25 protein-coding genes are annotated in these 22,731 nt (G+C 42.5%); 18 read left to right on the plus strand and 7 right to left on the minus strand.

Going from position 1 to position 22,731, the window contains the following annotated elements:
* A partial coding sequence (locus G511_RS0106715; protein ID WP_028468965.1) for a transposase occupies positions 1 to 277 on the plus strand: 277 nt, incomplete at its 5' end.
* 242 nt (positions 278 to 519) lie between these two features.
* On the opposite strand, the gene G511_RS0106720 is transcribed toward G511_RS0106715, so the two are convergent.
* Positions 520 to 801 carry an HlyU family transcriptional regulator gene (locus G511_RS0106720; protein WP_028468966.1) on the minus strand — a complete coding sequence of 94 codons (282 nt, stop codon included), beginning with the start codon at positions 799 to 801 and terminating at the stop codon, positions 520 to 522.
* Between the two features lie 155 nt (positions 802 to 956).
* Between G511_RS0106720 and G511_RS0106725 the strand changes: the two genes are divergently transcribed.
* Complete coding sequence (locus tag G511_RS0106725) at positions 957 to 2,642, plus strand: GGDEF domain-containing protein (RefSeq protein WP_169565728.1); 1,686 nt, start codon at positions 957 to 959, stop codon at positions 2,640 to 2,642.
* On the opposite strand, the gene G511_RS0106730 is transcribed toward G511_RS0106725, so the two are convergent.
* On the minus strand, positions 2,639 to 3,094 hold the full coding sequence (locus tag G511_RS0106730; protein WP_028468968.1) for an Lrp/AsnC family transcriptional regulator: 456 nt from the start codon (positions 3,092 to 3,094) through the stop codon (positions 2,639 to 2,641). The two genes, G511_RS0106725 and G511_RS0106730, sit on opposite strands and share 4 nt — an antisense overlap.
* Positions 3,095 to 3,228: 134 nt before the next feature.
* Between G511_RS0106730 and G511_RS22010 the strand changes: the two genes are divergently transcribed.
* The gene (locus G511_RS22010) at positions 3,229 to 4,152 is read left to right on the plus strand and encodes a DMT family transporter (RefSeq protein WP_051221643.1); all 924 of its coding nucleotides are present in this window, start codon (positions 3,229 to 3,231) and stop codon (positions 4,150 to 4,152) included.
* Positions 4,153 to 4,219: 67 nt separating this feature from the next.
* Here the strand turns inward: G511_RS22010 and G511_RS0106740 are convergent, their stop codons facing one another.
* Together G511_RS0106740 and G511_RS22015 are read right to left on the minus strand one after the other, a co-directional pair.
* A complete protein-coding gene (locus G511_RS0106740; protein WP_028468969.1) occupies positions 4,220 to 4,588 on the minus strand; it encodes a hypothetical protein in 369 nt (122 codons plus the stop codon).
* Positions 4,589 to 4,684: 96 nt separating this feature from the next.
* Positions 4,685 to 5,164 carry a MarR family winged helix-turn-helix transcriptional regulator gene (locus G511_RS22015; protein WP_084629030.1) on the minus strand — a complete coding sequence of 160 codons (480 nt, stop codon included), beginning with the start codon at positions 5,162 to 5,164 and terminating at the stop codon, positions 4,685 to 4,687.
* Between the two features lie 208 nt (positions 5,165 to 5,372).
* Here G511_RS22015 and G511_RS0106750 point away from each other — a divergent pair, with 208 nt between their 5' ends.
* A complete protein-coding gene (locus G511_RS0106750) occupies positions 5,373 to 5,915 on the plus strand; it encodes a VOC family protein (RefSeq protein ID WP_028468970.1) in 543 nt (180 codons plus the stop codon).
* Between the two features lie 99 nt (positions 5,916 to 6,014).
* On the plus strand, positions 6,015 to 7,334 hold the full coding sequence (gene fahA / locus G511_RS0106755) for a fumarylacetoacetase (protein ID WP_028468971.1): 1,320 nt from the start codon (positions 6,015 to 6,017) through the stop codon (positions 7,332 to 7,334).
* Between the two features lie 91 nt (positions 7,335 to 7,425).
* Here the strand turns inward: fahA and G511_RS0106760 are convergent, their stop codons facing one another.
* A complete protein-coding gene (locus G511_RS0106760; protein WP_028468972.1) occupies positions 7,426 to 7,860 on the minus strand; it encodes a DUF3010 family protein in 435 nt (144 codons plus the stop codon).
* A gap of 281 nt (positions 7,861 to 8,141) precedes the next feature.
* Here G511_RS0106760 and G511_RS0106765 point away from each other — a divergent pair, with 281 nt between their 5' ends.
* From G511_RS0106765 to G511_RS0106775, 3 genes are read left to right on the plus strand one after another with little or no spacing between them, the layout of a single operon-like run.
* On the plus strand, positions 8,142 to 8,879 hold the full coding sequence (locus G511_RS0106765; protein WP_028468973.1) for a polyamine aminopropyltransferase: 738 nt from the start codon (positions 8,142 to 8,144) through the stop codon (positions 8,877 to 8,879).
* Positions 8,880 to 8,896: 17 nt separating this feature from the next.
* Positions 8,897 to 9,589: a DUF3047 domain-containing protein gene (locus tag G511_RS0106770; protein ID WP_051221646.1), complete on the plus strand. Its 693-nt coding sequence runs from the start codon at positions 8,897 to 8,899 to the stop codon at positions 9,587 to 9,589.
* 29 nt (positions 9,590 to 9,618) lie between these two features.
* Complete coding sequence (locus G511_RS0106775) at positions 9,619 to 10,095, plus strand: GNAT family N-acetyltransferase (protein ID WP_051221648.1); 477 nt, start codon at positions 9,619 to 9,621, stop codon at positions 10,093 to 10,095.
* A gap of 59 nt (positions 10,096 to 10,154) precedes the next feature.
* Here G511_RS0106775 and G511_RS0106780 read toward each other — a convergent pair whose 3' ends face one another.
* Positions 10,155 to 11,006, minus strand: a complete 852-nt coding sequence (locus G511_RS0106780) for an SDR family oxidoreductase (protein WP_028468976.1) — start codon at positions 11,004 to 11,006, stop codon at positions 10,155 to 10,157.
* Positions 11,007 to 11,193: 187 nt separating this feature from the next.
* On the opposite strand from G511_RS0106780, the gene G511_RS22020 reads away from it, so the two are divergent.
* From G511_RS22020 to G511_RS0106795, 3 genes are read left to right on the plus strand one after another with little or no spacing between them, the layout of a single operon-like run.
* Positions 11,194 to 12,057, plus strand: coding sequence for a hypothetical protein (locus G511_RS22020; protein WP_051221650.1), 864 nt, complete (start codon positions 11,194 to 11,196; stop codon positions 12,055 to 12,057).
* Between the two features lie 45 nt (positions 12,058 to 12,102).
* Positions 12,103 to 13,254 (plus strand): exonuclease SbcCD subunit D, encoded by a 1,152-nt coding sequence (locus G511_RS0106790; RefSeq protein WP_028468977.1) that lies wholly within the window; start codon positions 12,103 to 12,105, stop codon positions 13,252 to 13,254.
* A 3-nt stretch (positions 13,255 to 13,257) separates the two neighbouring features.
* Positions 13,258 to 16,332, plus strand: a complete 3,075-nt coding sequence (locus G511_RS0106795; RefSeq protein WP_028468978.1) for an AAA family ATPase — start codon at positions 13,258 to 13,260, stop codon at positions 16,330 to 16,332.
* A 20-nt stretch (positions 16,333 to 16,352) separates the two neighbouring features.
* Here the strand turns inward: G511_RS0106795 and gap are convergent, their stop codons facing one another.
* Positions 16,353 to 17,357, minus strand: coding sequence for a type I glyceraldehyde-3-phosphate dehydrogenase (gap, locus tag G511_RS0106800; protein ID WP_028468979.1), 1,005 nt, complete (start codon positions 17,355 to 17,357; stop codon positions 16,353 to 16,355).
* Between the two features lie 156 nt (positions 17,358 to 17,513).
* Between gap and G511_RS22025 the strand changes: the two genes are divergently transcribed.
* The 7 genes from G511_RS22025 (at position 17,514) to nosR (ending at position 22,699) form a co-directional block, all read left to right on the plus strand.
* Complete coding sequence (locus G511_RS22025) at positions 17,514 to 18,137, plus strand: 3'-5' exonuclease (RefSeq protein ID WP_051221651.1); 624 nt, start codon at positions 17,514 to 17,516, stop codon at positions 18,135 to 18,137.
* Between the two features lie 81 nt (positions 18,138 to 18,218).
* A complete protein-coding gene (locus tag G511_RS22030; RefSeq protein ID WP_051221653.1) occupies positions 18,219 to 19,040 on the plus strand; it encodes a DNA-binding protein in 822 nt (273 codons plus the stop codon).
* Between the two features lie 53 nt (positions 19,041 to 19,093).
* On the plus strand, positions 19,094 to 19,540 hold the full coding sequence (locus G511_RS0106815; RefSeq protein ID WP_028468980.1) for a hypothetical protein: 447 nt from the start codon (positions 19,094 to 19,096) through the stop codon (positions 19,538 to 19,540).
* A 77-nt stretch (positions 19,541 to 19,617) separates the two neighbouring features.
* Positions 19,618 to 20,283, plus strand: a complete 666-nt coding sequence (locus G511_RS0106820) for a response regulator (protein WP_028468981.1) — start codon at positions 19,618 to 19,620, stop codon at positions 20,281 to 20,283.
* Positions 20,280 to 20,561 (plus strand): hypothetical protein, encoded by a 282-nt coding sequence (locus G511_RS0106825; protein WP_028468982.1) that lies wholly within the window; start codon positions 20,280 to 20,282, stop codon positions 20,559 to 20,561. The genes G511_RS0106820 and G511_RS0106825 overlap by 4 nt, the downstream gene beginning before the upstream one ends.
* Before the next feature lie 18 nt (positions 20,562 to 20,579).
* Entirely contained in the window at positions 20,580 to 21,191 is a 612-nt protein-coding gene (locus G511_RS0106830) for a glutathione S-transferase family protein (protein ID WP_028468983.1), read from the plus strand.
* A gap of 224 nt (positions 21,192 to 21,415) precedes the next feature.
* Entirely contained in the window at positions 21,416 to 22,699 is a 1,284-nt protein-coding gene (nosR, locus tag G511_RS0106835) for a response regulator c-di-GMP phosphodiesterase, NosR family (RefSeq protein WP_028468984.1), read from the plus strand.
* Positions 22,700 to 22,731: the final 32 nt, after the last annotated feature.

Genomic DNA, 22,731 nt, shown 5'->3' on the forward strand with positions numbered 1-22,731 from the left:
AGGATATACGCATCGACGCTCGGTTCATCTTGGGTCAGATGTTGCTGCTCATGAATCTATGCCAGGCGTTCATCGCGTTGCTGCCTTATTGCAACGGTGGTTGCTAGGCACACATCATGGGGCGATACAGCCAAAACAACTTGATTCATATCTAGATGAGTTTGTTTTTCGTTTTAATCGACGGACCTCAAAATCTAGAGGCTTACTTTTTTATCGACTGCTTCAGCGTAGTATTTTAACATCCCCAATTACCTACAAGGATGTGATAAAAAAGTAAAATGTTGCTGATTAGTATATGAATGGAGCTAAAGGGATACCCCTTTTTAATATACAGTATAGTAGATTCAAAATTAACATATGTGAAGAAATAAAAAAGTATTGAGGGGTGTGTTTATAAGAAAGGGGGGGATGAGCTTAAAAATAGTACGTAAAATCACTAGCGTAAGTGCATTAGCAAATACGCTTAATGACCTGTCATATAGCTGGCTTCGCCGCGTTCATAGTAATAAATCAAGTGGGTTAGTTAAAAAGGTTGTCACCTTGTTGGTCGATCATAAGCTTAGCTTTACGAAATGTTTCTTGTGCGCACATTTCTTGGCTTGGCAGAACATCGGCCCTAATGAACGGATGCTCACGCTCATCTTTGCTGATTAAACCGTTAATACGAAACTGAGAATTTTCTTCAGCAGGCGTAGCGGTAAGAAGGTAACCCTTATATTCCTCTTGCGAAAAAGGCGTTGAAGAGGTTGTGTCGTTGTCTTTTGCAGTAAACATACCCAAAAGTGATGTGAATAAACCCATTAATGCTCCTGTAAAAGTCCCAGAATATAATTACTTTTAAGTACTCTATCAGAAATGAAAACCTAACATAGTGAAAAAAGTAGAGCTGTGCCATCTCTCTGCTATGCTTAAGTATATAGTTGGCTTTTGTTCATTTTATATTAAGGATGACGGGTATGCATCAATTTGTATGTTCCCGAATGAATAGTCGGGTTGTTGTCATTGTTGCAGTTTTTTTATTGTTTTTTACGTTCGAAGTGCAAGCACAAAACAAACTCACTCCTGTGGCTATTCAGTTGCAATGGAATCATCAATTCCAGTTTGCCGGGTATTATGCGGCCAAGGAAAAAGGTTTTTACAAAGAAGTCGGGCTAGACGTTACCATCAAGGATGGAGGCTATGACAGTACTGGACACGCTGTTGTGCCAGAAGCAGAAGTATTGTTTAACCGAGCTCAGTTTGGCTCAACGCGTACTGATTTATTGATCAATCATGGCCAAGGGTTACCCTTTGTCGTGCTAGCAAACATTATGCAGCATTCGCCTTATATTTTTTTAACGACTGATCAATATGACTTTGATCGTCTGGAAGATATCGGCCCGTACCGGCCTATATCATTGAATTTGCCTAGTGACGGTGATGAACGGATGGATGCTGAAGCAATCGCTGCTCTTAAAGTGGCGGGGGTCGATCTGACAAGCCTCAATAACCATTTCCCTACGTGGGAGCTAGATGACCTTTTGTCTGGCCATACTCAGCTTATTCCTTCATATAGTACAGATGAGCCCTATTTTGTTGAGAAAGCTGGGCATACTCCTATATTGATTGAGCCTAGAGTGTATGGAATAGATTTTTATGGTGACTTACTTTTTACGCGTCAAAAAATGCTGGATGAGCAGCCTGAGATAGTAGAGAAATTTCGTGCAGCTAGTTTGAGAGGCTGGAAGTATGCGATGGATAATCCAGAAGAAATTGCAGACATTATTGTTAAGAATTATAAAACTCGTCGGGCTGCTTACGATAAGGACTTTCTTCTGTATGAAGCGAAGCAAATAAAAAAACTGATGAACTCTGATGTGATAGAAATTGGCTATATTAATCGGGAGCGCTGGCAAAAAATTGCGGAAACATATCTATCATTGGGTTTAATTGATCAATACAACTTGGATAGTTTTCTTTATGTTCCGGCAGGGGCAGAAGACTTATGGATTGAATATAAACACTGGATTCAATTACTAATAATCCCATTTTTAGTTGCTGTAGGTATTATCTGGTACCTGTTTTCATTAACCGCAGCGCTTAGGCGAGAGATAAGTAAGCGTCGCTTAGCTGAGAAAACGCTCAAGGTCCAGGCTGAACTTGATAGTTTAACAGGCATTAGTAACCGTTATGTTTTTCAGCAAAATTTAGAAAAAGAGTTTGCTAGGGCGCGTAGGTATCATCAGTCATTTTCTTTGATGATTATGGATATTGACCTATTTAAAGAAGTGAATGATAAGTATGGCCACCAAGCTGGTGATGAAGTATTACGCTCTCTAGCGAGTGTTACCAATAACTTATTACGCAGCACAGACCTATTCGCTCGTTATGGCGGCGAGGAGTTTGTTGTGCTGTTGCCCAACACGCCATTAAACGAAACCATTGGCTTGGCTGAGCGAATTTTATATGCCAACCGTCATAACAGTGTGGTCTATAGTGGGTTAAGTATTCGTTATACGATCAGTATTGGGCTGACAGAGATACTAGATTCAGACCGTGTTGTAGATGATCTATTTAAGCGTAGCGATGATCTACTTTATGCAGCCAAAGATGCGGGGCGTGATTGCATCAGGCTCAGCCATACATCAGATAAATGTAGCTAATATTTAAGAGGCAAAGGAGCGGTGGTTTTAACAGCGCGGATGGCAAAGTTGCTTTGTATATCTTTTACGATAGGTAGACGTTGTAATGTTTTGAGCCATGCCTCGTAAGTCAGCAGGTCTGATACAACAACCTCTAAGCGGTAATCCGATGCGCCAGATACAACAAAGCAACTAATGACGTTATGCATCGCTAAAATTGCAGATTCAAATTGTAAGCTTGCCTCATCGCGATGGTTATCCAGACTAACATCAACAAAGATAGTCATCCCAAGTCCTACGAGCTGGCGATCCAGAGCTGCGTAGTAGCCAGTGATGACACCTTCCTCTTCTAGCTTCTTCACTCGTCTTAAGCAGGGGGAGGGTGATAAATCGATCTTATCTGATAGCTCAACATTACTGAGGCGCCCATCTTGTTGCAATAACGAGGCTATTTTATAATCTACTTTGTTCATTGTTGGCATTATCTATATATAATTCTATATTTATTGGCATTTTATGCTAATTATAAGTTAATTCAAGGTGTAAATAGCAAGGACATGCGGCGTATAAAGCATTGATAATAGCGCTTTATATAGTAGAGATTGTCATGACTGCATTAGTACTCAAGCGTTTGGTAGGGCTTTCGCCCGCTCATACTGGAATTATCGCAGCCATTGTGACAATTTTCATTTGGGCGAGCTGGTTAATTTCTATGAGAGTCGGTAGCCAGTCTCAGCTTTCAACGATCGATTTAGCCGTGTTGCGTTATGGCATAACAGGTTTGATTCTGCTACCCGTTTTTTTTAAATCCTTGCCGAGTATTCGTCACACCCCTAAGCGTTATCTGTTGGGTATTATGTTAGGTGCTGGATTACCTTTTTTCTACTTATCATCTTTGGGAATGCGTTATGCCCCCGTCGCTGATGCAGGTTTGCTTATTACCGGAACATTTCCACTGTTTGTTACCTTTGCTGCCGTTATCTTTTATCGTGAAAAGCTCACACAGCAGCGTGCTTTGGGGCTTTCCTCTATTGTTATAGGGATAGCGACCATACTCGTAATGACAATGATTAATACAGGCTCAGAACATTGGCGAGGAGATATTTTTTTCTTATGCGCTAGCTTATCGTGGGCAATATTTACTGTTAGCTTAAAACTGTCAAAATTGCGCCCTTGGGATGCGGCTGCTTGGCTTTGTGTGTCATCATCAAGCGTTTTGCTCGCAGGTGTGACGTTTGGTGTCTGGGATGTTACGTTTATGCATGCACCGATAGAGCAAACGGCTTATCAGGTCGTGGTACAGGTTCTATGTGTCGGGCTTATAACAGGTTTTAGTTATGGATTTGCTGTTCGCCAGTTGGGAGCAGAGAATACGTCTGCAATTGGTGCATTTACGCCTGTTTTGGCGGTACTTGGCGGGTTGTATCTATTAGGAGAACCCATTCAGTTGGTGGCTTGGGTTGGACTCGGCTTTATTACGTGCGGTGTGTTGTTGGCAAGTGGTATTCGATTTAAAAGTAATTTGGTGTGAGTTTTTCTTGCAGGTTGATTGTGTGAGTATCATCAATCTGCAAGAAAAAGCGAAGACTACTGACTCGTTAATTATGGCTTGATAAGAAATGGGCTACAATGAGCTGCGAAGGTGATAAGTCTTCTTTATCAGCCTGGGCTGTTAGTAGATCATGTGCTTCTTGGGTTAGCTTAAGAGTATGATTAGCCTTATGTGCTTTGGTGTTGTCTAAAGATGTCGCTAGTTTATTTTCATATTCTTTGTCTAGCCACTCTTCACACCACTCTCTTACCTCTTTTAAATTACGTGAGCATTTACGCCATGCTTTAAGTGCTTTGAGGTGCTTTTTCGATGCCTTAGAAGACGCGTCTTGGTCGAAAGGAAATTTATCATCCTTGCTCAGCTGTACATCAATCCATTGAATGACAGTGGTTAAATCACTTTTCTTGATCTTCATCTGTTAGGACTCATAGTCAGGATGTTGAAATACGAGCGCATTGTCACAAAAAAACACCCGTCATAATATTAAACTTTTATGAAACTTCACAAAAAGTCAGCCGAGCTGTTTGAGAGTTTCGGCTTGTTGAGCTATGCGATCAACAAACTGGCTAAAGAGCTCTTGTTCATCAACAGACAGGGCTGATAATAAATAACCTTCTCGCGCAGTCACAAGTGGCACTATCTGTAGGTATGTCTGTTTACCTTGCTCTGATAGGCAGACACTAGAGAAACGTCGATCTTCCTTGTTAACATTCTGTGTTAATAGCGCTGCTTTTTTAAGGTTAGAGATGGCGCGGCTAACCTGCATTTTTTCCATGCTGGTAAATTGAGCAATCTCTTTAGCCGACATCTGTGATTTTTCACCTAATGCTGCAACAACTCGCCACTCTTGTGGCGTTAAATTAAAACGCCCTGAGTAGAGTTGAGCAATGACTTCGCTAACAGACGCGTTGAGCATGGCTAGTCGGTAGGGGAAAAAGTCGCTTAGTCGTAAAGCGTTGGATGGTTCTGTAACCGTATTTGAGGAAGTCATACGTTTTCTACAATAATGGATAAAACAGAGTTATATCTTATGGTGTAATGAGTAAAAATACAATTTCCTGATAGGAATCAATCAATAAATTGTGTTTAAATTCTTTAGTAACAATAGGTTATAGAAATATTATGAATTTTGACATTGGTAACCAATGTTACTAATATGGTGTCCATACCAACAACAATAGTTAGCCGAGGGCATATTAATGATTAAACTTGAACAGATCCATCACGTCGCTTACCGCTGTAACGATGCAAAAGAAACGGTTGAGTTCTATCAGAATATGCTCAATATGGAGTTTTTAGTTGCTATTGCAGAAGACCTTGTGCCTTCTACAAAAGAACCTGATCCATACATGCACCTTTTCATGGATGCAGGTAACGGCAATATCTTGGCGTTCTTTGAATTGCCAACTAAGCCAAAAATGGACCGTGATCGCATGACTCCTGAATGGGTCCAACACATTGCTTTTCGTGTAGAAAGCGAAGAAGCTTTGATGGAAGCGAAAGCAGAACTAGAAGGTAAAGGTCTTGATGTATTAGGCCCAACTAATCACGGCATTATCAAGTCTATCTACTTCTTTGATCCAAATGGTCATCGTCTTGAGCTTACCTGCTTAACAGGTACTGACGACCAGATGAAGCAGTTGAAAGAAGTAGCACCGCTAATGTTGGAAGAATGGTCACGGACTAAAAAAGCACCTAAGCATGCTGCTTGGATGCATGAAGAAGAGTTTTCTTCAAAATAAATCTATGATCTTGTGTTTGAATTAGTAAACGAAAGCCAGTAACTGGCTTTCGTTTTTGTTGTTTCTGGGTAGATAGAATAAGAGTAGAGAACTAATACTATGAGCAATGTTAATACGTTGAATGAAACCCATGACCTTGCATTGAAAAGCTGGGTTGGTAGTGCGAATCAAACGAATAGCGACTTTCCTATTCAGAACCTACCCTTTGCTATTTTCCGTCGTTCAGGCTCAAGCGAGGAATTTCGTGGCGGTGTAGCGATTGGTGATCAAGTTGTTGATCTGGCAGCGGTGGATGAAAAGGCACTCTTCTTAGGTGAAGCAGCAACAGCAGCGAAAGCGTGTTCACAACCAACACTTAATAATTTTATGGGCATGGGTGTGGCATATGCATCCGCTTTACGTTTAGCGTTATCACGTGCGCTAAGAGAAGGTGCAGACAAATCTTTAGAAAGCTGTTTAATTGCACAGTCGGATGTTGAGTTCGATTTACCAGCAACCATTGGCGACTACACTGATTTTTATACCTCTGTTCATCATGCTACCAGCGTCGGTAAATTGTTCCGTCCAGACAACCCATTACTGCCAAACTACAAATGGGTACCAATTGGCTATCATGGTCGCTCATCATCAATTGGTGTTTCAGGCCAAACATTCCATCGTCCAGTAGGGCAGACGAAAGCCCCTGATGCTGAAGCTCCTTCATTAGGCCCATGTAAGCGTTTGGATTATGAGCTTGAGCTAGGTATTTATATCGGCCAAGGGAATGAAATGGGTGATGCTATTAAGTTGGATGATAGTGATAATCACGTCTTTGGTTTTTGTTTGTTCAATGATTGGTCTGCGCGTGATATTCAAGCATGGGAATATCAACCATTAGGTCCATTCTTAGCGAAAAATTTTGCATCAACGGTTTCTCCATGGATCGTTACACTAGAAGCGATGGCACCGTTTAGAACTCCTTGGACGCGTGATGCTGCTGATCCTCAACCACTTCCATACCTTGAATCTGGTGCAAACCGTGAGCAGGGTGCGTTTGATATTAAATTAGAAGTATTGATTCAAACAGAAAAAATGCGTGTTGAAAATCAACAAGATAAGTCAGTTTCCTTATCTAATTTCTCGTATTCGTATTGGACTGTTGCGCAAATGGTTGCTCACCATACAGTGAATGGTTGTAATCTAAAACCGGGTGACTTCTTGGGAAGCGGCACACAGTCAGGCCCTGATTATGAAGAGTCAGGTTCACTGCTTGAGTTATCTCGTGGTGGTAAAGAATCTATCGACTTGGGTAATGGTGAAAGCCGTACTTTCCTAAACGATGGCGATACCGTTGTGCTTAAAGGTTGGTGCAAAAAAGAAGGTGCTGCACGTATCGGTTTTGGTGAAGTGAGAAGTACTGTGTTGCCTGCAAAAATATAAATAACGTGTAAGCGTTTAAAGAATAACGCCTCAAGTGAGCTTTGTCTCTTGAGGCGTTTTTGTATCTGAAGTGAAAAGTGTTGGTGCTCGATCAGGCGAACATTTCTCGTTGCTGATACGCATACGCTGTATTAAAAGCCACTTGTTGGAATTCTTTCAAACCGGTTTCCTTAAATGGAATACCCAGAGGGTTGCGCTTCAAAACTTCTTTGATTTCAGAAGCAGGCAAGATGATAACATCAAGATCATCAACCAGCTGAAGTGTCGCTTCCATCTTAAATGCGAGGCCGCCTCCAGAAAACTTACCTTTCAAAGGAGCCTGGTTGATAATTACTTTTTCCACTTTATAGTCGGTCATCAGTTTATTAAAGCTAAACTGAAAGTCTTTCAAATTCTGTCGATCATTGCTATCCAATAATGTAATGCGACTTGTTCTGCAATCAGGGATATCAAATAGTCCGTCAGATAATGATAAAAGACAGATAATAGCTTCATTATTTTTTAACTCAACACCACAGACTCTCATGACAAACCCCCGCATATTTGGACGATGCGCATTATAGCGTTAAAGCTCTACATAACACTAAGCGTGGTATAGATATATGAGAGAATTTTTAATGATTATTAGCGTTTATTTGTGAAATTAAGACTGAGCAAGGCCATAAGCTTGTGTTTTACGTGCCTGCTTTGCATGAAGGTTTACAAATAGGCTGCGTGCAGGAGGCGCTAATGGTTTTACCCTTTGCTTGCGGAGCTACTCGCGGCAGGGAATAATGAGTCTTTTCTGTTTTTAATCGGATAACATCTATGAGCGTTGTATTTGAAGAGCTGGACTATCAGGAAACTCCACTGGGTGTGATTAGCCTGAGACGTCGGTCCGAGCCAAGGCTCAATAATAAAATTCTCTATGAAATAAAACTGGATGATGAATTCTTGATGTCTAGTTTGTTTACGGAGGCAGAAATTCAGCTCTCCAAAATTTGTCTAGGAGCATTAAAAGGCAAAGAGCTTGATGTGGTTGTTGGAGGCCTGGGGCTAGGTTATACCGCTAAGGCAGCTCTTGAGCATGATAGTGTGCGCTCTCTTAAAGTGGTTGATGTTATGGCACCAGTTATCGACTGGCATCAGCGTGGTTTGGTGCCTTTGGGTAGTGAGCTAACAGCAGACTCGCGGTGTACGTTAATACATGCAGATTTTTTTGATGTGGCAACATCCAAGACAAAAGGTTTTGATGGTCTCGCTTACCCTGAAGGTGTACCTCATCCGCAAGTAGATGCTGTATTGCTCGATATTGATCATTCGCCAAGTTATTGGCTCAACCCAGGTAACAGTGCTTTTTACACAGAGCAGGGATTACGTGACGTGTCTGACAAAATTGTTTCGGGTGGTATTTTTGGTTTATGGTCTGATGAGCCGCCCGCAGCAGATTTTATGGCGTTACTTGATCGTATATTTGAATCTTCTGAATCTCACGTTGTCAGTTTCCCTAACCCGTATTTGCAAGAAGACTCAACAAATACAGTTTATTTGGCTCGAAAAGCGTAAACAAAAAAGGCAATGTGATGACTAAATATCCGCTTATGAATCTTGGGTTTGTAAAGCAGCTATCTATAAAAGAGCTGTCTTGTAGGGCGTTAATGATAGCTGCAGCTATTGCCTTATCACCGGTTCATGCAGCGGATATTAGTTACCCCGCAACGGAGATTATCGACTGGAAGCATAAAAGCTTTTCGGGAGATACCGATTATAGCGTTGTTTATGACGAGCAAATTCAGCAAAAAGTGATTCTAGCGAAAAGTAGCCAAGCAGCGTCGGGGCTTTTTTACGAAAAGAAAATTGATCTCAATAAAACACCGTTTTTAAATTGGTCATGGCGTGTAGAAAAATTCCCTGCTGTTAGCGATGAAAAAGTAAAAGCCGGTGATGATTTTGCAGCCCGCATCTATATTGTTGTGCAGGATGGCTGGACATTCCTGAGCACTAAAGCAATTAGCTATGTTTGGTCAAAACAATCACATACAAATGATGTGTGGCCAAATCCGTTTACGAATGGCAGCGCTATGATGCTCGCGGTAAGAGGCAGTGAAGACGGTAACGGCTGGGTAACAGAAAAGCGCAATATAAAAGAAGATCTACAAAAACTCTTTGGTAAAGAGATCCGCTATATCGATGCCATTGCTATCATGACAGACACTGATAATTCTAAGAGCTCTGCTACGAGCTACTACTCGAACATTCGATTGACGGAAGAGTAATCATAAAACTTTTTGAAACAAAGAGACTATTGATTGATGAGCTAACGTCTAGCTTGGCTGGCGGCTCTCGAACTGTGTTGCTACGTAAAGCAATTGCGCTTTTTTCACCTTTGGTTGTGAAGGCTTTGCCGTCTTATTTTCATGGCATTACGTCGCTGGCGCAAGCGGAAGCGTGGTATGAAAAAATGACGAGTGACAGCAGGCTGTTAACTGTCAGTAGCAAGGACACTAACGAGTTGCTGGGGTTTGTTTTTCTTTCTATAGAAAATAATACGGCGCACATCGGATACCTCTTAGGTGAGCAACACTGGGGTAAAGGTTATGCGAAAGAGTGTTTGAGCGGGCTTATTGGTTGGTGTTTAGCAGATGCTGTCATAAAAGTATTAATGGCAGGTGTAGAGAAAGAGAATGTAGCATCTGCAAAATTATTAGAAGGCTTAGGTTTCACCACGTATCTTAATGAAGACCGCTCTGTTGTTTTTTATAAGTATCAGTTGTCTTCGTAATAACGTTTCGCTTGTAGCAGGAGGAAACATTAGCTTGGGCTTTTAGATTCCGTGATCGCTTATTTATTCTCTCCTTCAGAAGCTTTACGCAGTACCGCATCCAGCATATTAGCTGACAGTAGTCTTCTTAAATAAGCAAAAAGATAGGTAGGAAAGGTCACGTAATAGCGTGCTTTTGGCCTTTTTGCTTCTAGTGCGTGAACTACTCTTTTTAACACGGCCTCTGGGCCGAGTGTGAAAGGGTCTTTTTTTCTTGAGTCAGGCTGGGCTGCTAAGCGCTTTTCGACTACCTCATAGGTTGCTTGGTGGGCACTGCCTTGTGTGTTGATGTTTTCTTTAAATTTTATATAAGCATTTTTTCTAAAATCACTGGTGATCGGGCCAGGCTCAATCAGTGATACATGTATACCGGAGCCATGAAGCTCTTGTCTTAATGTATCGGTAAGGCCTTCTAGTGCGAACTTGCTGGCATTGTATGCACCACGATACTTCATGGTGATGAGCCCCAATACCGAGCTGTTTTGAATGATACGGCCATGGCCTTGGCGTCGCATAACAGGGATTAGCAGGTTAGTGAGTTCTAACCAGCCAAACAGGTTGGTTTCAAACTGTTGGCGAAGTACTTCACGGGATAGATCCTCAACTGCACCGGGCTGCCCATACGCTCCGTTATTAAATAGAGCATAAAGAGTGTTGTCGGTTTGCTCCAATAGCCATTCAACGCCTTGCTGAATTGACTCGCTGTCGTCAAGGTCAAGCTGGCAGGCTTGTAAGCCTAGCTCTTTTAAGCGAAGAACATCAGAAGGCTTACGCGCTGAAGCAAAAACCTGATACCCACGCGCTTTTAAGCCCAGAGCAACGTCTAAGCCAATACCCGTGGAGCAACCCGTAATAAAAATAGACTTGTTCACAGAGAAAAACCGTTATATTACAAAGCCGTCAACATTAGCATAACGGTGTGTGCGAAGTACCTTGTAAACGCATATTATTTATCTCGTTTTTGCTATCCTAGCGTACGGTATGTTTGCAGGTGTTTATTTACTTGCTGTTTCAAGGAGTCGCATGCCGCCATTTTAGCCGTTGAATACTGGAGCATTAATGCGTTTTACATCCCTGGCTTTAGCCTCGTTGGTCTTTTCTTTACCTGTTGCAGTATCAGTTCATGCGGGCGCATCGTATGAAGGGCCTGAGTCTGTTCCTATTTTTCATCCGTTGTGTTTGAACGAGCTAAAAACTCAGGAAGAAGAGGGCGGTGCGTTTGATATGGATGCATGCTCTGAAAAGTATAAAGACATCACCGTTAAGCAAACTCCAGATGGTGGCTACTATGCAAGGCGCCCGGTAGATGAGCTGGGCCAGTCTCAAGGTTATGTAGTTTACCAGCCCGTGGGTACGCTAGATAAAGCGATGGAGCTATTGCTGGTACATGATAGGCAAGGTCAAAAAGGCACAGATGCTTCCGTTTATGTCATTGGGCGTTTGCCACATATAGGGGCAGGTACGCGCGATTTTATCACCAGTATTGGTGAAAGTGGCGACCGTTGTAATGGTGGAATACAGTCGGCGCGCTTAGTGTCAGAAGCTATTTTAGAGGTGGATATAAACGTTAATCCTGCAACGTTAATGGCACTAGATACGCTCGGTTCTACACTCGACTTAGCTACCACACAAAAGGTCAGTAAGGATGCGAGCATCCAAAGTTTAAGCCTTAAACCAAAGAGCAAGCTAGATGATAGGCCAACGACCTGTATCGGCACTGTCACTAAAACTTATGACTTATTAAACGATAAAGAAAGCTTCGCTTGGGTGCATTTCATTAAAGAGAATACGCGTGTAGCGCTGGACCCTTACCAGCAATGTTTTGATGCTCTAGTCGCTGATTTTGTTAAGCCGCCGCAAACTATTAATATGCAAGACTTTGAGTTGTTCTCTCGTTTGTTTAATAGTGAATGTTCAAATTAAAAATAAATTAACTCTTTTAAAAACAGAGTATTAAAGAGATGACTTGTGAAAATACTGCATACATCGGATTGGCATATTGGGCGACAGTTTCATAACGTTTCTCTGCTTGAAGATCAGCGCCACGTACTAAACCAAATAGTTGATATTGCCGACCAGCAGCAAGTGGATGTGTTGCTGATCGCGGGCGATATATATGACCGTTCTGTTCCTCCATCGCAAGCGGTTGCTTTGCTAGATGATGTTTTGGATCGAGTTAATCAATTAAAAATTCCGGTCATTATGATTAGTGGTAATCATGATGGTGCGGCGCGTTTGAGTTTTGCTTCTTCTCAATTGGCGCAAACTGGTGTGCATATATTGGCAGATCTTGAGCAAATTGCTCAGCCCGTTACGCTGCAAGATAAGCATGGTGATGTTGCTTTTTTTGGGGTTCCCTATGCTGACCCTGTTTCAGTAAGGCATGTGCTTGGAGTGGAAGCGAGTACGCATGATGAAGCGATGGCGCATGTTGTGGCTTCTATACAGTCCTGTATTCCCGCCAATACACGCACTGTATTGCTGAGCCATTGCTTTATTGATGGTGGTGAGGAGTCCGAATCAGAACGCCCTTTGTCGATAGGTGGGGCTGAGCGAATCTCTTATAAACATTTCGCCTCTTTTGGTTATGTCGCATTAGGGCATTTACATGGCCGCCAATACAAAGGTGCCGACACCATTCGTTATTCAGGCTCGATCCTTAAATATTCTTTTTCTGAAGAGAAACAAATCAAGTCGGTAACCCTGGTTGAGATGGGGAGTCAGGGTGTTGATGAAGTCACGCAGATTCCTTTGCAGCCAATAAGAGACATGCGCACTATTACCGGTGAATTGAGTGAAATTCTTGTGCAAGGCAAGAGTGACCCTAAAAAAGATGACTACTTGCAAATACGCTTAACCGATAAACAAGCGATATTGGATGTGATGGGTAAATTGCGCGATGTTTATCCTAACGTGCTGCATATTGAGCGCCCCGGCCTGATGGCTGCTAATCCGCAGCAAAGTACCCGTCGTGATCAGCTCAAAAAAGGCGAGTTCTCCATGTTTAGTGATTTTTTTGAGCAGGTTAATGGGGAGTCACTGACTAAAGAGCAGCAAGCTTATGTATCGCAAACTCTCACTGATCTGCATGATAAAGATCTACTGCAAAAGGTGTTGTAACAGATGCATCCATTAACGTTACAGATGTGTGCTTTTGGTCCTTTTGCGGCAGAAGAAAATATCGATTTTTCGCGCTTAGGAGATAAACCGCTTTTTTTGATCAATGGTCCAACGGGGTCAGGAAAAACCACCTTACTAGACGCAATCTGCTTCGCCTTGTATGGCAAAACCACGGGTGATGAGCGCGAAGGAGCGCAGATGCGCTCAGATCTCGCGCAACCAAGCCTGCTAACGGAGGTGACATTTACCTTTGAATTAACCGGTAAATGTTATCGGATCCGACGTATTCCAGAACAGGCGCGCCCAAAAGCGAGAGGAGATGGATTTACTCAGCAGTCAGCAGAAGCCCAGCTATGGTCATTGGCAGATGATGGCACGCCAGAAAAGTTGATTGTCAGCAATAAAGTAACGGAAGCCACCCGTGAAATTGAGCAGCTGCTAGGCATGAATGCCGATCAGTTTCGCCAGGTGATGGTATTGCCTCAAGGTAAGTTTCGCCAGTTACTAACGGCGGATTCAAAAGATAGAGAGCATATTTTTAGTCAGTTGTTTCAGACGCAAATTTACAAACGCCTAGAAGATGAATTGAAAAACCGCTCTGCTGAAGTGCGGCGTGAAGTTGATTCTCTCAATAAGCAAAAAGCTACGCTGTTGGGCCAAACAGGATTAGAGAGTCTTGAAGCACTCACTGAAAAGCTTCAGCATGCTTCGGATGAAACGCAAAAACTTAAACAGGTTTACGACCTGCAGCTTGAAGAGCGGGTAAAAGCGTTACGTGAGAAAGATCAGGCCGTAGAGTTAATTTCACGTTTTACACAGTTGGATAGCTTGATTGCTGAGCAGCAAGTGTTGGCAAAGCAGCAAAACGCTATTGATCAACAATCTTCGCAGTTGCAATGCCATAGTGAGGCGCAACAAATTGCTCCTGATTTTGAGCGCTATGAATCCTCTACAGCGATACATGTAAAACATGCTGAACGCTTTAAAACAGAAACAGAAAAGCTCAAGCTATTTGAGCAGTCTTTGCACGCAATATCTATTGAGCATGCACAGTCACCTGCGTTAAAGCAGCAGCTGGATGATCATAAAGCGCAGCTGCAGGTTTTATTGGGGTATCAGTCTCGCGTTCAGAAACTGCAAAGCTTAAAAAATAACCATGTTGCTGCTATTAATGCTTCGTCAAAAACAGAGGCTGCACTGGGGCTTGCGAAGCAGCTACACGGTGCTAATCAAAAGAATATTGACGAAACTGAGCAATCCATTGCGCAATTAAGATTGTCTATACAGCAATCTGATGGGCTTTCACTTACGTTGCAAAGTTACTCTGGGCAGTTAGAGAAAAAGAAGAAAGTTGAGCAGCTACAACGCCAAAAAATCACGCTTGAAACAACCCTTCATACTTCTGGGCAAAAAGGCGGGGCACTAAAAGCATTAGCTGATGAGAAGGAAAAAGTAGCAAACACTATCGAGCGAGATTGGCATCTAGCGCAAGCTGCCATTTTGGCGATGACATTGGACGATGAAGCGCCTTGTCCTGTGTGCGGTAGTATTGATCATCCTTCACCTGCGCATTCAGAAGTTCCACCACCCACTCAAGCAATGGTTGAACAGGTAAGAAAGCAGTTTCAGGAAGCCAGTGATTTACTCAATGCTGAGCGAGAAAATTATCGCTCAATTAAAACAGAAATATCCCGCTTGTCTTTAGAAATTTCTGACATCGATAAAGATCTGAATCAAGCGCTAGGTGAAGCATCGCATGCATCGTTACAAGAGATGCAGTCGCACTTTTCTGTGCTTAAGAAGCGCTGGGATGATTTGCAAGCTAAACAAGATGTTTTGAGAAAAGCGGAGCAAACATTAAGCGGCCATAAAAATGCGCAGTTGCCGTTGTTAAGTTCAATGGATGAAGCGCAGAACGCTTGGAATGCTGCCAGCCAGCTTGTAGCGCAAGAGCTCAAAGCCTACCAAATAGCAGAGCAAGAGCTGCCTGAAGCATACCGCTCACTAGATGTGCTAGATGCGGGCATCACACAGCAACGAGATACCGTTAATAGTTGTGAGCAGCAGTTGAGCCGCCTACAAATGCGTTATGACACGGCAAAAGAGCAACATGATTCTGCTGGTGCTGCGTTAGGTGTTCTTCAAGAGAATGTAGGACAAAGCCAGCAAACACTAGATGCAGCCAAAACTCAATGGCTAGCAAGCTTATTGGGGAGTGCCTTTGAGAGTGTAGAAGAGTTCAAGGAATCACTCCTTGATGCTGCAGTAAAAGACAGCCTTGTGCAGTGTATTGAAGGCTATAAAAAAGCGGTGCAACACAATCTAGGTGCATTGCAAAGCCAGCAGCAGGTATTAGGGGAGTCCGTCCGTCCTGATTTACAGCCGTATTTAGATAAAATTTCGGTTGAAGAAGAGGCATTACTTGCAGCTGAGCAGCAGTGGCGTTTGATGCACGATCAGCTAACGCTTTTACAAAATACGCAACAGCGAATAACCACATTAAATAAAGAGGGCTCTGCACTTGAAGCGCAATATGCGGTAGTAGGCACCTTGAGTGATGTAGCTAACGGGCAGACCGGTAACAAGGTTAGTTTACAACGCTTTGTGTTAAGCGTGCTGTTGGATGATGTGTTGATTGAAGCGAGCCATCGCTTGGCACTGATGAGTAAAGGCCGCTATCGATTACTTCGTAAAGAAGATCGTGCCAAAGGAAATAAGGCATCAGGGTTGGATCTAGAAGTTGAGGATGCTTACAGCGGGAGAGTGCGTGCAGTAGCAACGCTTTCTGGTGGAGAGAGCTTTATGGCCGCATTAGCATTGGCGCTAGGGTTATCTGATGTAGTGCAGGCTTATGCGGGTGGTATTCGTTTAGACACACTCTTTATTGATGAAGGCTTTGGTAGTCTTGATCCGGAATCGTTGGATTTAGCCATTCGCACACTGACTGATTTGCAAAAAAGTGGGCGAATGATAGGTATCATTTCCCACGTTGCTGAGCTTAAAGAACAAATACCTGCGCGTATTGATATTAAGGCATCAGAGTTAGGCAGCAAAATTGTTTGGCGTGATGCGGGTTAGCTGATGCCCGTTAGGTAAAGTTAAACGAGACTCATAGCGCGTGCGGTATCTAGCATGCGGTTTGAGAATCCCCATTCGTTATCGTACCAAGCAAATACTTTAATGAGCCCATCGCTAACAATGGATTGAGTACTATCAAAAATGCACGAAGCTGGGTTGTGGTTAAAGTCTACTGAAACTAGTGGTAACTCGTTGTAAGCAAGGATTCCTTGCAGTTGCCCTTGGCTGGCATCCTGCATCAGGTTATTGATCTCTTCAAGGCTGGTTTTATGGTTCGCAGTAAAACTGAGGTCAATCAAGGAGACATTAGCTGTAGGGACGCGTACCGCTAAGCCCGATAGCTTCCCTTTGAGTTCAGGTAAGACCAAACTGACGGCTTCGGCTGCCCCGGTGCGTGTCGGAATCATGGATAATGCTGCGGCTCTGGCGCGATAAATATCGTTAGTGTAAACGTCAGACAGGTGCTGGTCATTGGTGTAAGAGTGGATTGTGGTCATGATCCCTTGTTTGATACCAATATGCTGATTAAGCACTTGCGCCATCGGTGCCAAGCAGTTTGTTGTGCAAGAAGCATTGGATACTATGAGATGCTCTGCGGTTAATATTTCATGGTTTACACCATAAACAATGGTAGCGTCGGCATCTTTTCCTGGTGCCGAAATGAGCACTTTTTTAGCACCTTGTTTTAAGTGTATGGCAGCATTTTCTCGGGCAGTAAAACGGCCTGTACACTCGAAAACGATATCAATATCCAAGCCCCCCCAATTTAAGTTATGTGGGTCGCTTTCTTTTAATATTATAATTTCATCGTTATCGATAAACATTTTGTTTTCTGAAACTGAAACGGCGTGTTCAAAATGTCCATGTACAGAGTCGTATTCAGTTAAAAGAGCGCTCGCATCGGCATCGCCTAAATCATTAATAGCAACGATGGATAAATGCTCCTTGTGGTCGCCTTCATATAAGGCGCGCATGATATTTCTGCCGATACGTCCATAGCCGTTAATCGCTATTCGAATAGTCATATCAATACTCCTTAAATATGTGAACACTGTTTAAAGCATAGGCTAGATTTAAAAGAGGCGTAAATAGGAAGTCAAAAAGAATAAGTCCTCTAGTATTAATCAGTTACTATGCTTGTTTGCATAAAATCATTATCAGAACAATTTTGAGATAGCTAAATGGCAAATGAAATAGATGCACCAACAAAATCTGAAATGGCGCTTTTAGAGCCTTTTGCCGGGCTGTCGTTAGAACAAATCATAGTGCCTCATACGAAAGAGGAATTTGCTGCTGCCGCTAGCGATCTCGCTCGCTGTCAATTTATAGGGTTTGACACGGAATCGCGGCCAACGTTCCAAAAAGGGGAGGCTTCTCTGGGGCCGCATATTGTGCAGCTCACAACCTTAGAGACTGCCTATATATTTCAATTGCATAAGGTTGAGAGTCATAGGCATGTAACTGAATTAATGGAATCGACCAACGTGATAAAAGTAGGCTTTGGGTTGAAGTCGGATAAAAGCCACTTGCGTCGTAAGCTGGGTATAACGCCTAAGGCTATTTTGGATATGGATAGGGTCTTTAGGCAGCAAGGTTATCGTAAAGAGTTAGGTGTGAAGGCCGCCGTCGCTATCGTTTTTAACCGCAAGTTTCAAAAATCAAAATCGGTAACTATGTCGAATTGGGCCGCGCGGGAACTAAGGGATAATCAGCTTTTATATGCAGCGAATGATGCCTACACAGCACTTAAGCTGCTCAGTACATTGAATAAGCCGGTGGCAGCATTGCCGATCACTGATTTATAATTAAAAAGTGTTTCTTTGGCATGAAAAACAGAGTTAATACAGATATGATACGTATCAAACAATACGAACTGTGTATTATTTATGCCAAAAAAGTCAGATACCCGAGAAAAAGTTTTTGCCACAGCTGATCTCCTGTTACAAGAAGGTACGCGCCCGACACAACAAAATGTACGAGACCGTATTGGCAGCGGCAGTATTACAACTATCAATTCTGCATTAAATACTTGGTGGTCGACCTTATCGGACAGAATGAACCGAAAAGATCAGCATCCAGAGCTGCCAGAACCTGTCATTAGTGCAGCAAATAAGCTGTGGGATCAAGCGCTAGCTTATGCTCATCATTCTTTTAAGAATGAGAGGGATGAGGTCGCAGATATACTACACAGTCGTAAAGTTGAGAACCTAGAACAGCTAGAACAGTTAAGAGCTACGATTGACCAGCTACAGCAAAAAAATATGACCTTGCGTGCTCAAAGTGACTCCCTTAACGAGCAGTGTATGGACGCTCAGCAAAAATTGTTGGCGTCTGAGACTCTATTGATTCGAGCAACTGCTGAGCGAGACGAAATTAATCGAGAAAATAAACAGCTAAAAATAATTCAGCGTGATAATGCTTCTCTCGCGCCTAATACTTCTTTGGATAATAGTAATTCATTGCTTGATGCGAAAGTTGAAATAAAAGTTAACTTGATAAAAATCAATAATCTAGAGTCATCTCTTAAGAGTAAAGAAGAAGAGTGTATTGATCTTAAAGATCAGTTGTTGAGTAAAGAAAGGGCCGCAATGCAGCAACAACATCGCTTGGAGCTAGTCGTAGCCCAGCAAGATGCACGTTATGATGATGCACTAAAAGCACTAACTGATTGCAAAAATGAGCTATCTCTGGCAAAAAGTATGTCTTAATAATCAATTTCTTATATACGAATCTTGTCGGATAAATACTTCCAGGAAAACGCATGGATACTGATTTACAGTTAGAAGCGGATAACGAAACCATTAGAGCAGCTCTTTTATCGTGCTCTGAGGGCGACGCTGTTAATTGTTTATCTGAGGAAGTGTTCGCACAAGCAAAGCTGTTATTGGTTAAAGAAAAGATTACAGGTGTCAGTATTCAGTTACTTGGAGATGATGGTTATGTTATTCGCCAAGTAACGGGCAAACGTAGAAGTGAACTAGGGGCGGGAGAGTTTAACGACCGTCAGCTTGCCGTTATAAAAGCGTTGGAGAAAGTATTACGTCATTGCCAGCAAGAAGGTGTTAAATTGGTTGGATACAGTGATGAGCTGGTGGCTTATCCCGCCGGCTGTAAAGACCCAAATCAGGCGTCAGTTTATGCGTTAGATATTGATAGTAGTGAAGCATATACTGGCGCAGATTCGAATTCAGAATTGATGAAAATTTAAGCAGTGCTATACTGGGTTTCCCCTATATCGATATTAATTTTCTATCAGCAACCCATCAGTACATGTAAATAGGCGTTATGAAGACAGCAAAAGTACTACTCGTTGATGATCATGATATTGTGCGTGCAGGATTTAAGCAGTTGCTTGACTCTCATCCGCAAATTGAAATTATAGCCCAGGCTAACAATAGCCGAGAAGCCTTTAATACTTATAAGAAGACCTCACCAGATGTTGTTATTATGGACCTCTCGATGCCGAGTGATGCAGACTCTCCAGCTGCATCTGGTGCTCAGGGGGGGATTGAAGCGATTCAGAGAATCATCGAGCATGATGCGTTAGCAAAAGTCATTGTGCTGACTGTATGGGAGTCTAACCCTTATCCTAAAAGCTTGGTGAAGGTGGGTGTAAAAGGCTACTTAACAAAACGCTGTGCACCTGAAGAGCTGGTGAAGGCTGTTTTGGATGTGTACTTGGGCGGAACACATTTCTCTGAAAGCATCAAAGCGATCATTAATGATGGTGACGATGAAGAAATTAGCCCTGTTAAGTTACTCACCAAGCGAGAGTTTGAAATTTTCACCTTGTTAGCAGAGGGGCAGACAGCAACACAGATTGCTGAGTCTATATACTTGAGTCACAAAACGGTACATGCACACCGATCTAATATTATGCGTAAGCTATCACTCAGCAATAATTCAGAAATTGTGCATCTTGCAATACGACATGGCGTAGTTCTACCGTGATTATCAAAGAAGAAGATATTAACCCACTCGTTGATTCAGAGTTCTTTTGGTACAGCCTTCTTGAAGGTGACCAAATTGTTTTAGACGCCGATTATTACGAAGAGGGTAAGTTGATATTACGTAAAGGACTGGCCTATGAAGTTCTCGCCAAGACTGAGAAAGATGTCAGTGATATTGCTTTTATTGTACAGTCCGATGTGACTGATCAGCTTATTAGTGTGCATCCGTTTTTAGTAGGTAACTACCTGATTAGTCCCGTAAAATACCGGCTAAATTAACACCGACAGGAACAAATAATGATAACAATTTATGGTAGCCCAAAATCTAGCGCAGGGCGTTGTTTCTGGTGCCTAGAAGAGTCTGGCGTATCTTACGAAACAAAAACTATCGACTTTAAAGCGGGCGAGCATAAGTCTGAAGCGTTTTTGAAGATCAATCGCAACGGCAAAGTACCGGCACTTAAAGATGGCGACTTCACGATTTGGGAGTCGCTTGCCATTAATAACTATATTGCAGATGCATATAAGCCTGAGCTTCTAGGCACAACGGCACAAGAGCGTGGTTTAGTGAGCCAGTGGGGTATTTGGTCTGTAGCCGATTTACAAGTACCAATGATCGATGCTTTTATTCAGTTGGTATTTGTACCAGAGCCACATCGTAACGCAGATGTGATCGCTAAAGCTTTTGAAAAACTCCCTGTGATGCTTGCAAGCTTAGATGCAGAGCTAGAAGGCAACGACTTTTTGGTGGCTAATCGATTTACCTTGGCCGATTTAAATGTATCGTTTGTTGTGGGTATTTGTGATGATATAAAGTTTGACTTGAGTGCTTATAACAACATTAATCAGTGGCGCACTCGCATATCTGAGCGTGATGGCTTAAAGCGTTATAAGGCTTTGTGTAAATAAACGGGTTGCTCTGTTGCTTATGAAAGCCTGATATTTATATCGGGCTTTTTTATTTATCCGCTATTTTTTTATCTTCTGCTATTACACCTCTTATATATCACGCATAAACGCTGCTGCTGAACTAAACTGATCTTTAAACTAAATCGATTACATTGAACGTAGTCGTTCTTATGGCTTTATCTATGTGACGTGTTCATCGGATAGGCGAATAAAGAGAGAGAATAATGGAGTATAAAGGTAATAGCGTACTTCTCGTTGATGATGAGCAAGCGGTATTAAACGCATTAAAACGGTTGCTGCGGCCATTACGTTGCACAGTACTGTCAACGACCTCACCTATTGAGGCGTTAGATATGCTTAAGCAACAACCCGTTGATATCGTTATCAGTGATATGCGTATGCCAGAGATGGAAGGCGGGTGTTTTTTAGAGAAGGTATCAGAAAGACATCCTGACATCGAAAGAGTCGTGATGTCTGGCTATTCAGATACTCAAGCGACAATTGATGCGATTAATAAGGGTAAAATTAGTCGTTTCATGCTGAAACCTTGGGATGATGAACAAGTAAAAAAGGTGGTGAGCGATAGCTTTGAACTAGCCGCCATGAAGGCCGAAAATTTACGTCTTCAAGCAGAAACTGCACAAAATAATGCCGAGCTTGCGAAGCTTAACCAGTCCCTCGAAGCTAAAGTGCAAGAGCGTACACAGCAGCTCAAACTAACCAATGATCAACTCAAAGGCAGCTACCGTTCTGTTGTTAGAATGTTTTCTACACTAACGGCTCGCCGAATGGGTGTTAAGGTTTCAAGCCTTAATTTACAGCTTAACCAGTTGCTGGTGGGTATTGCTAAGCACTCAGGTATTGAAGGCGCAGACTTAAAGCAACTTTATTATGCTTGGCAATTAAGAAATATCGGAAAACTCAGTTTTTCTGATGAACTGATTAAAACACCCTACCTACAAATGAGCCCTAAACAGCAGCGAGAGTTTCACGGGCACCCTTTATTGGCGCAAGCGGCTTGTATGATGGTTAAGCCGCTCTATCCATCGGGGAAAGTAATTCTTCAATACAAAGAGTATTTAGATGGAAGTGGCTACCCAAAAGGTATTGCTGCTGAGCAAATCAGTATTAGCGCGCAAATTATATGCGTAATGAACGACTACGTTGAATTAACAACAGGGTTATATGACGAGAGACATTACAGTACCGCCGAAGCTGTTGCCTATCTGCAGACAAAAGCACCCGAGCGTTACAATCAGGACATTGTAGCGGCGTTACAAAAACTGATTCAGCTATTAGCTAAAAAAGGCGAATCTATATCAGATAGCTGTATTCAAAGTGGTGAGCTTACATTGGGAATGAAGCTCAGCCGGGATTTAATTAGTGAATCAGGAATTCTCTTGTTGAGTGCAGAGCAAGCGCTGGATGAGACAGCAATTGAGCGTATTCGTGAAATGGAATTCAACTTAAATGAAGTGTTCTCCATTTATGTTTCTAGTCAAAGCTAAGCCACTATAGCTGTTGCACGCTAAGGAAAGAG

This window comes from Neptunomonas japonica DSM 18939 (assembly GCF_000422765.1).
Taxonomy (GTDB): Bacteria; Pseudomonadota; Gammaproteobacteria; order Pseudomonadales; family Balneatricaceae; genus Neptunomonas; species Neptunomonas japonica.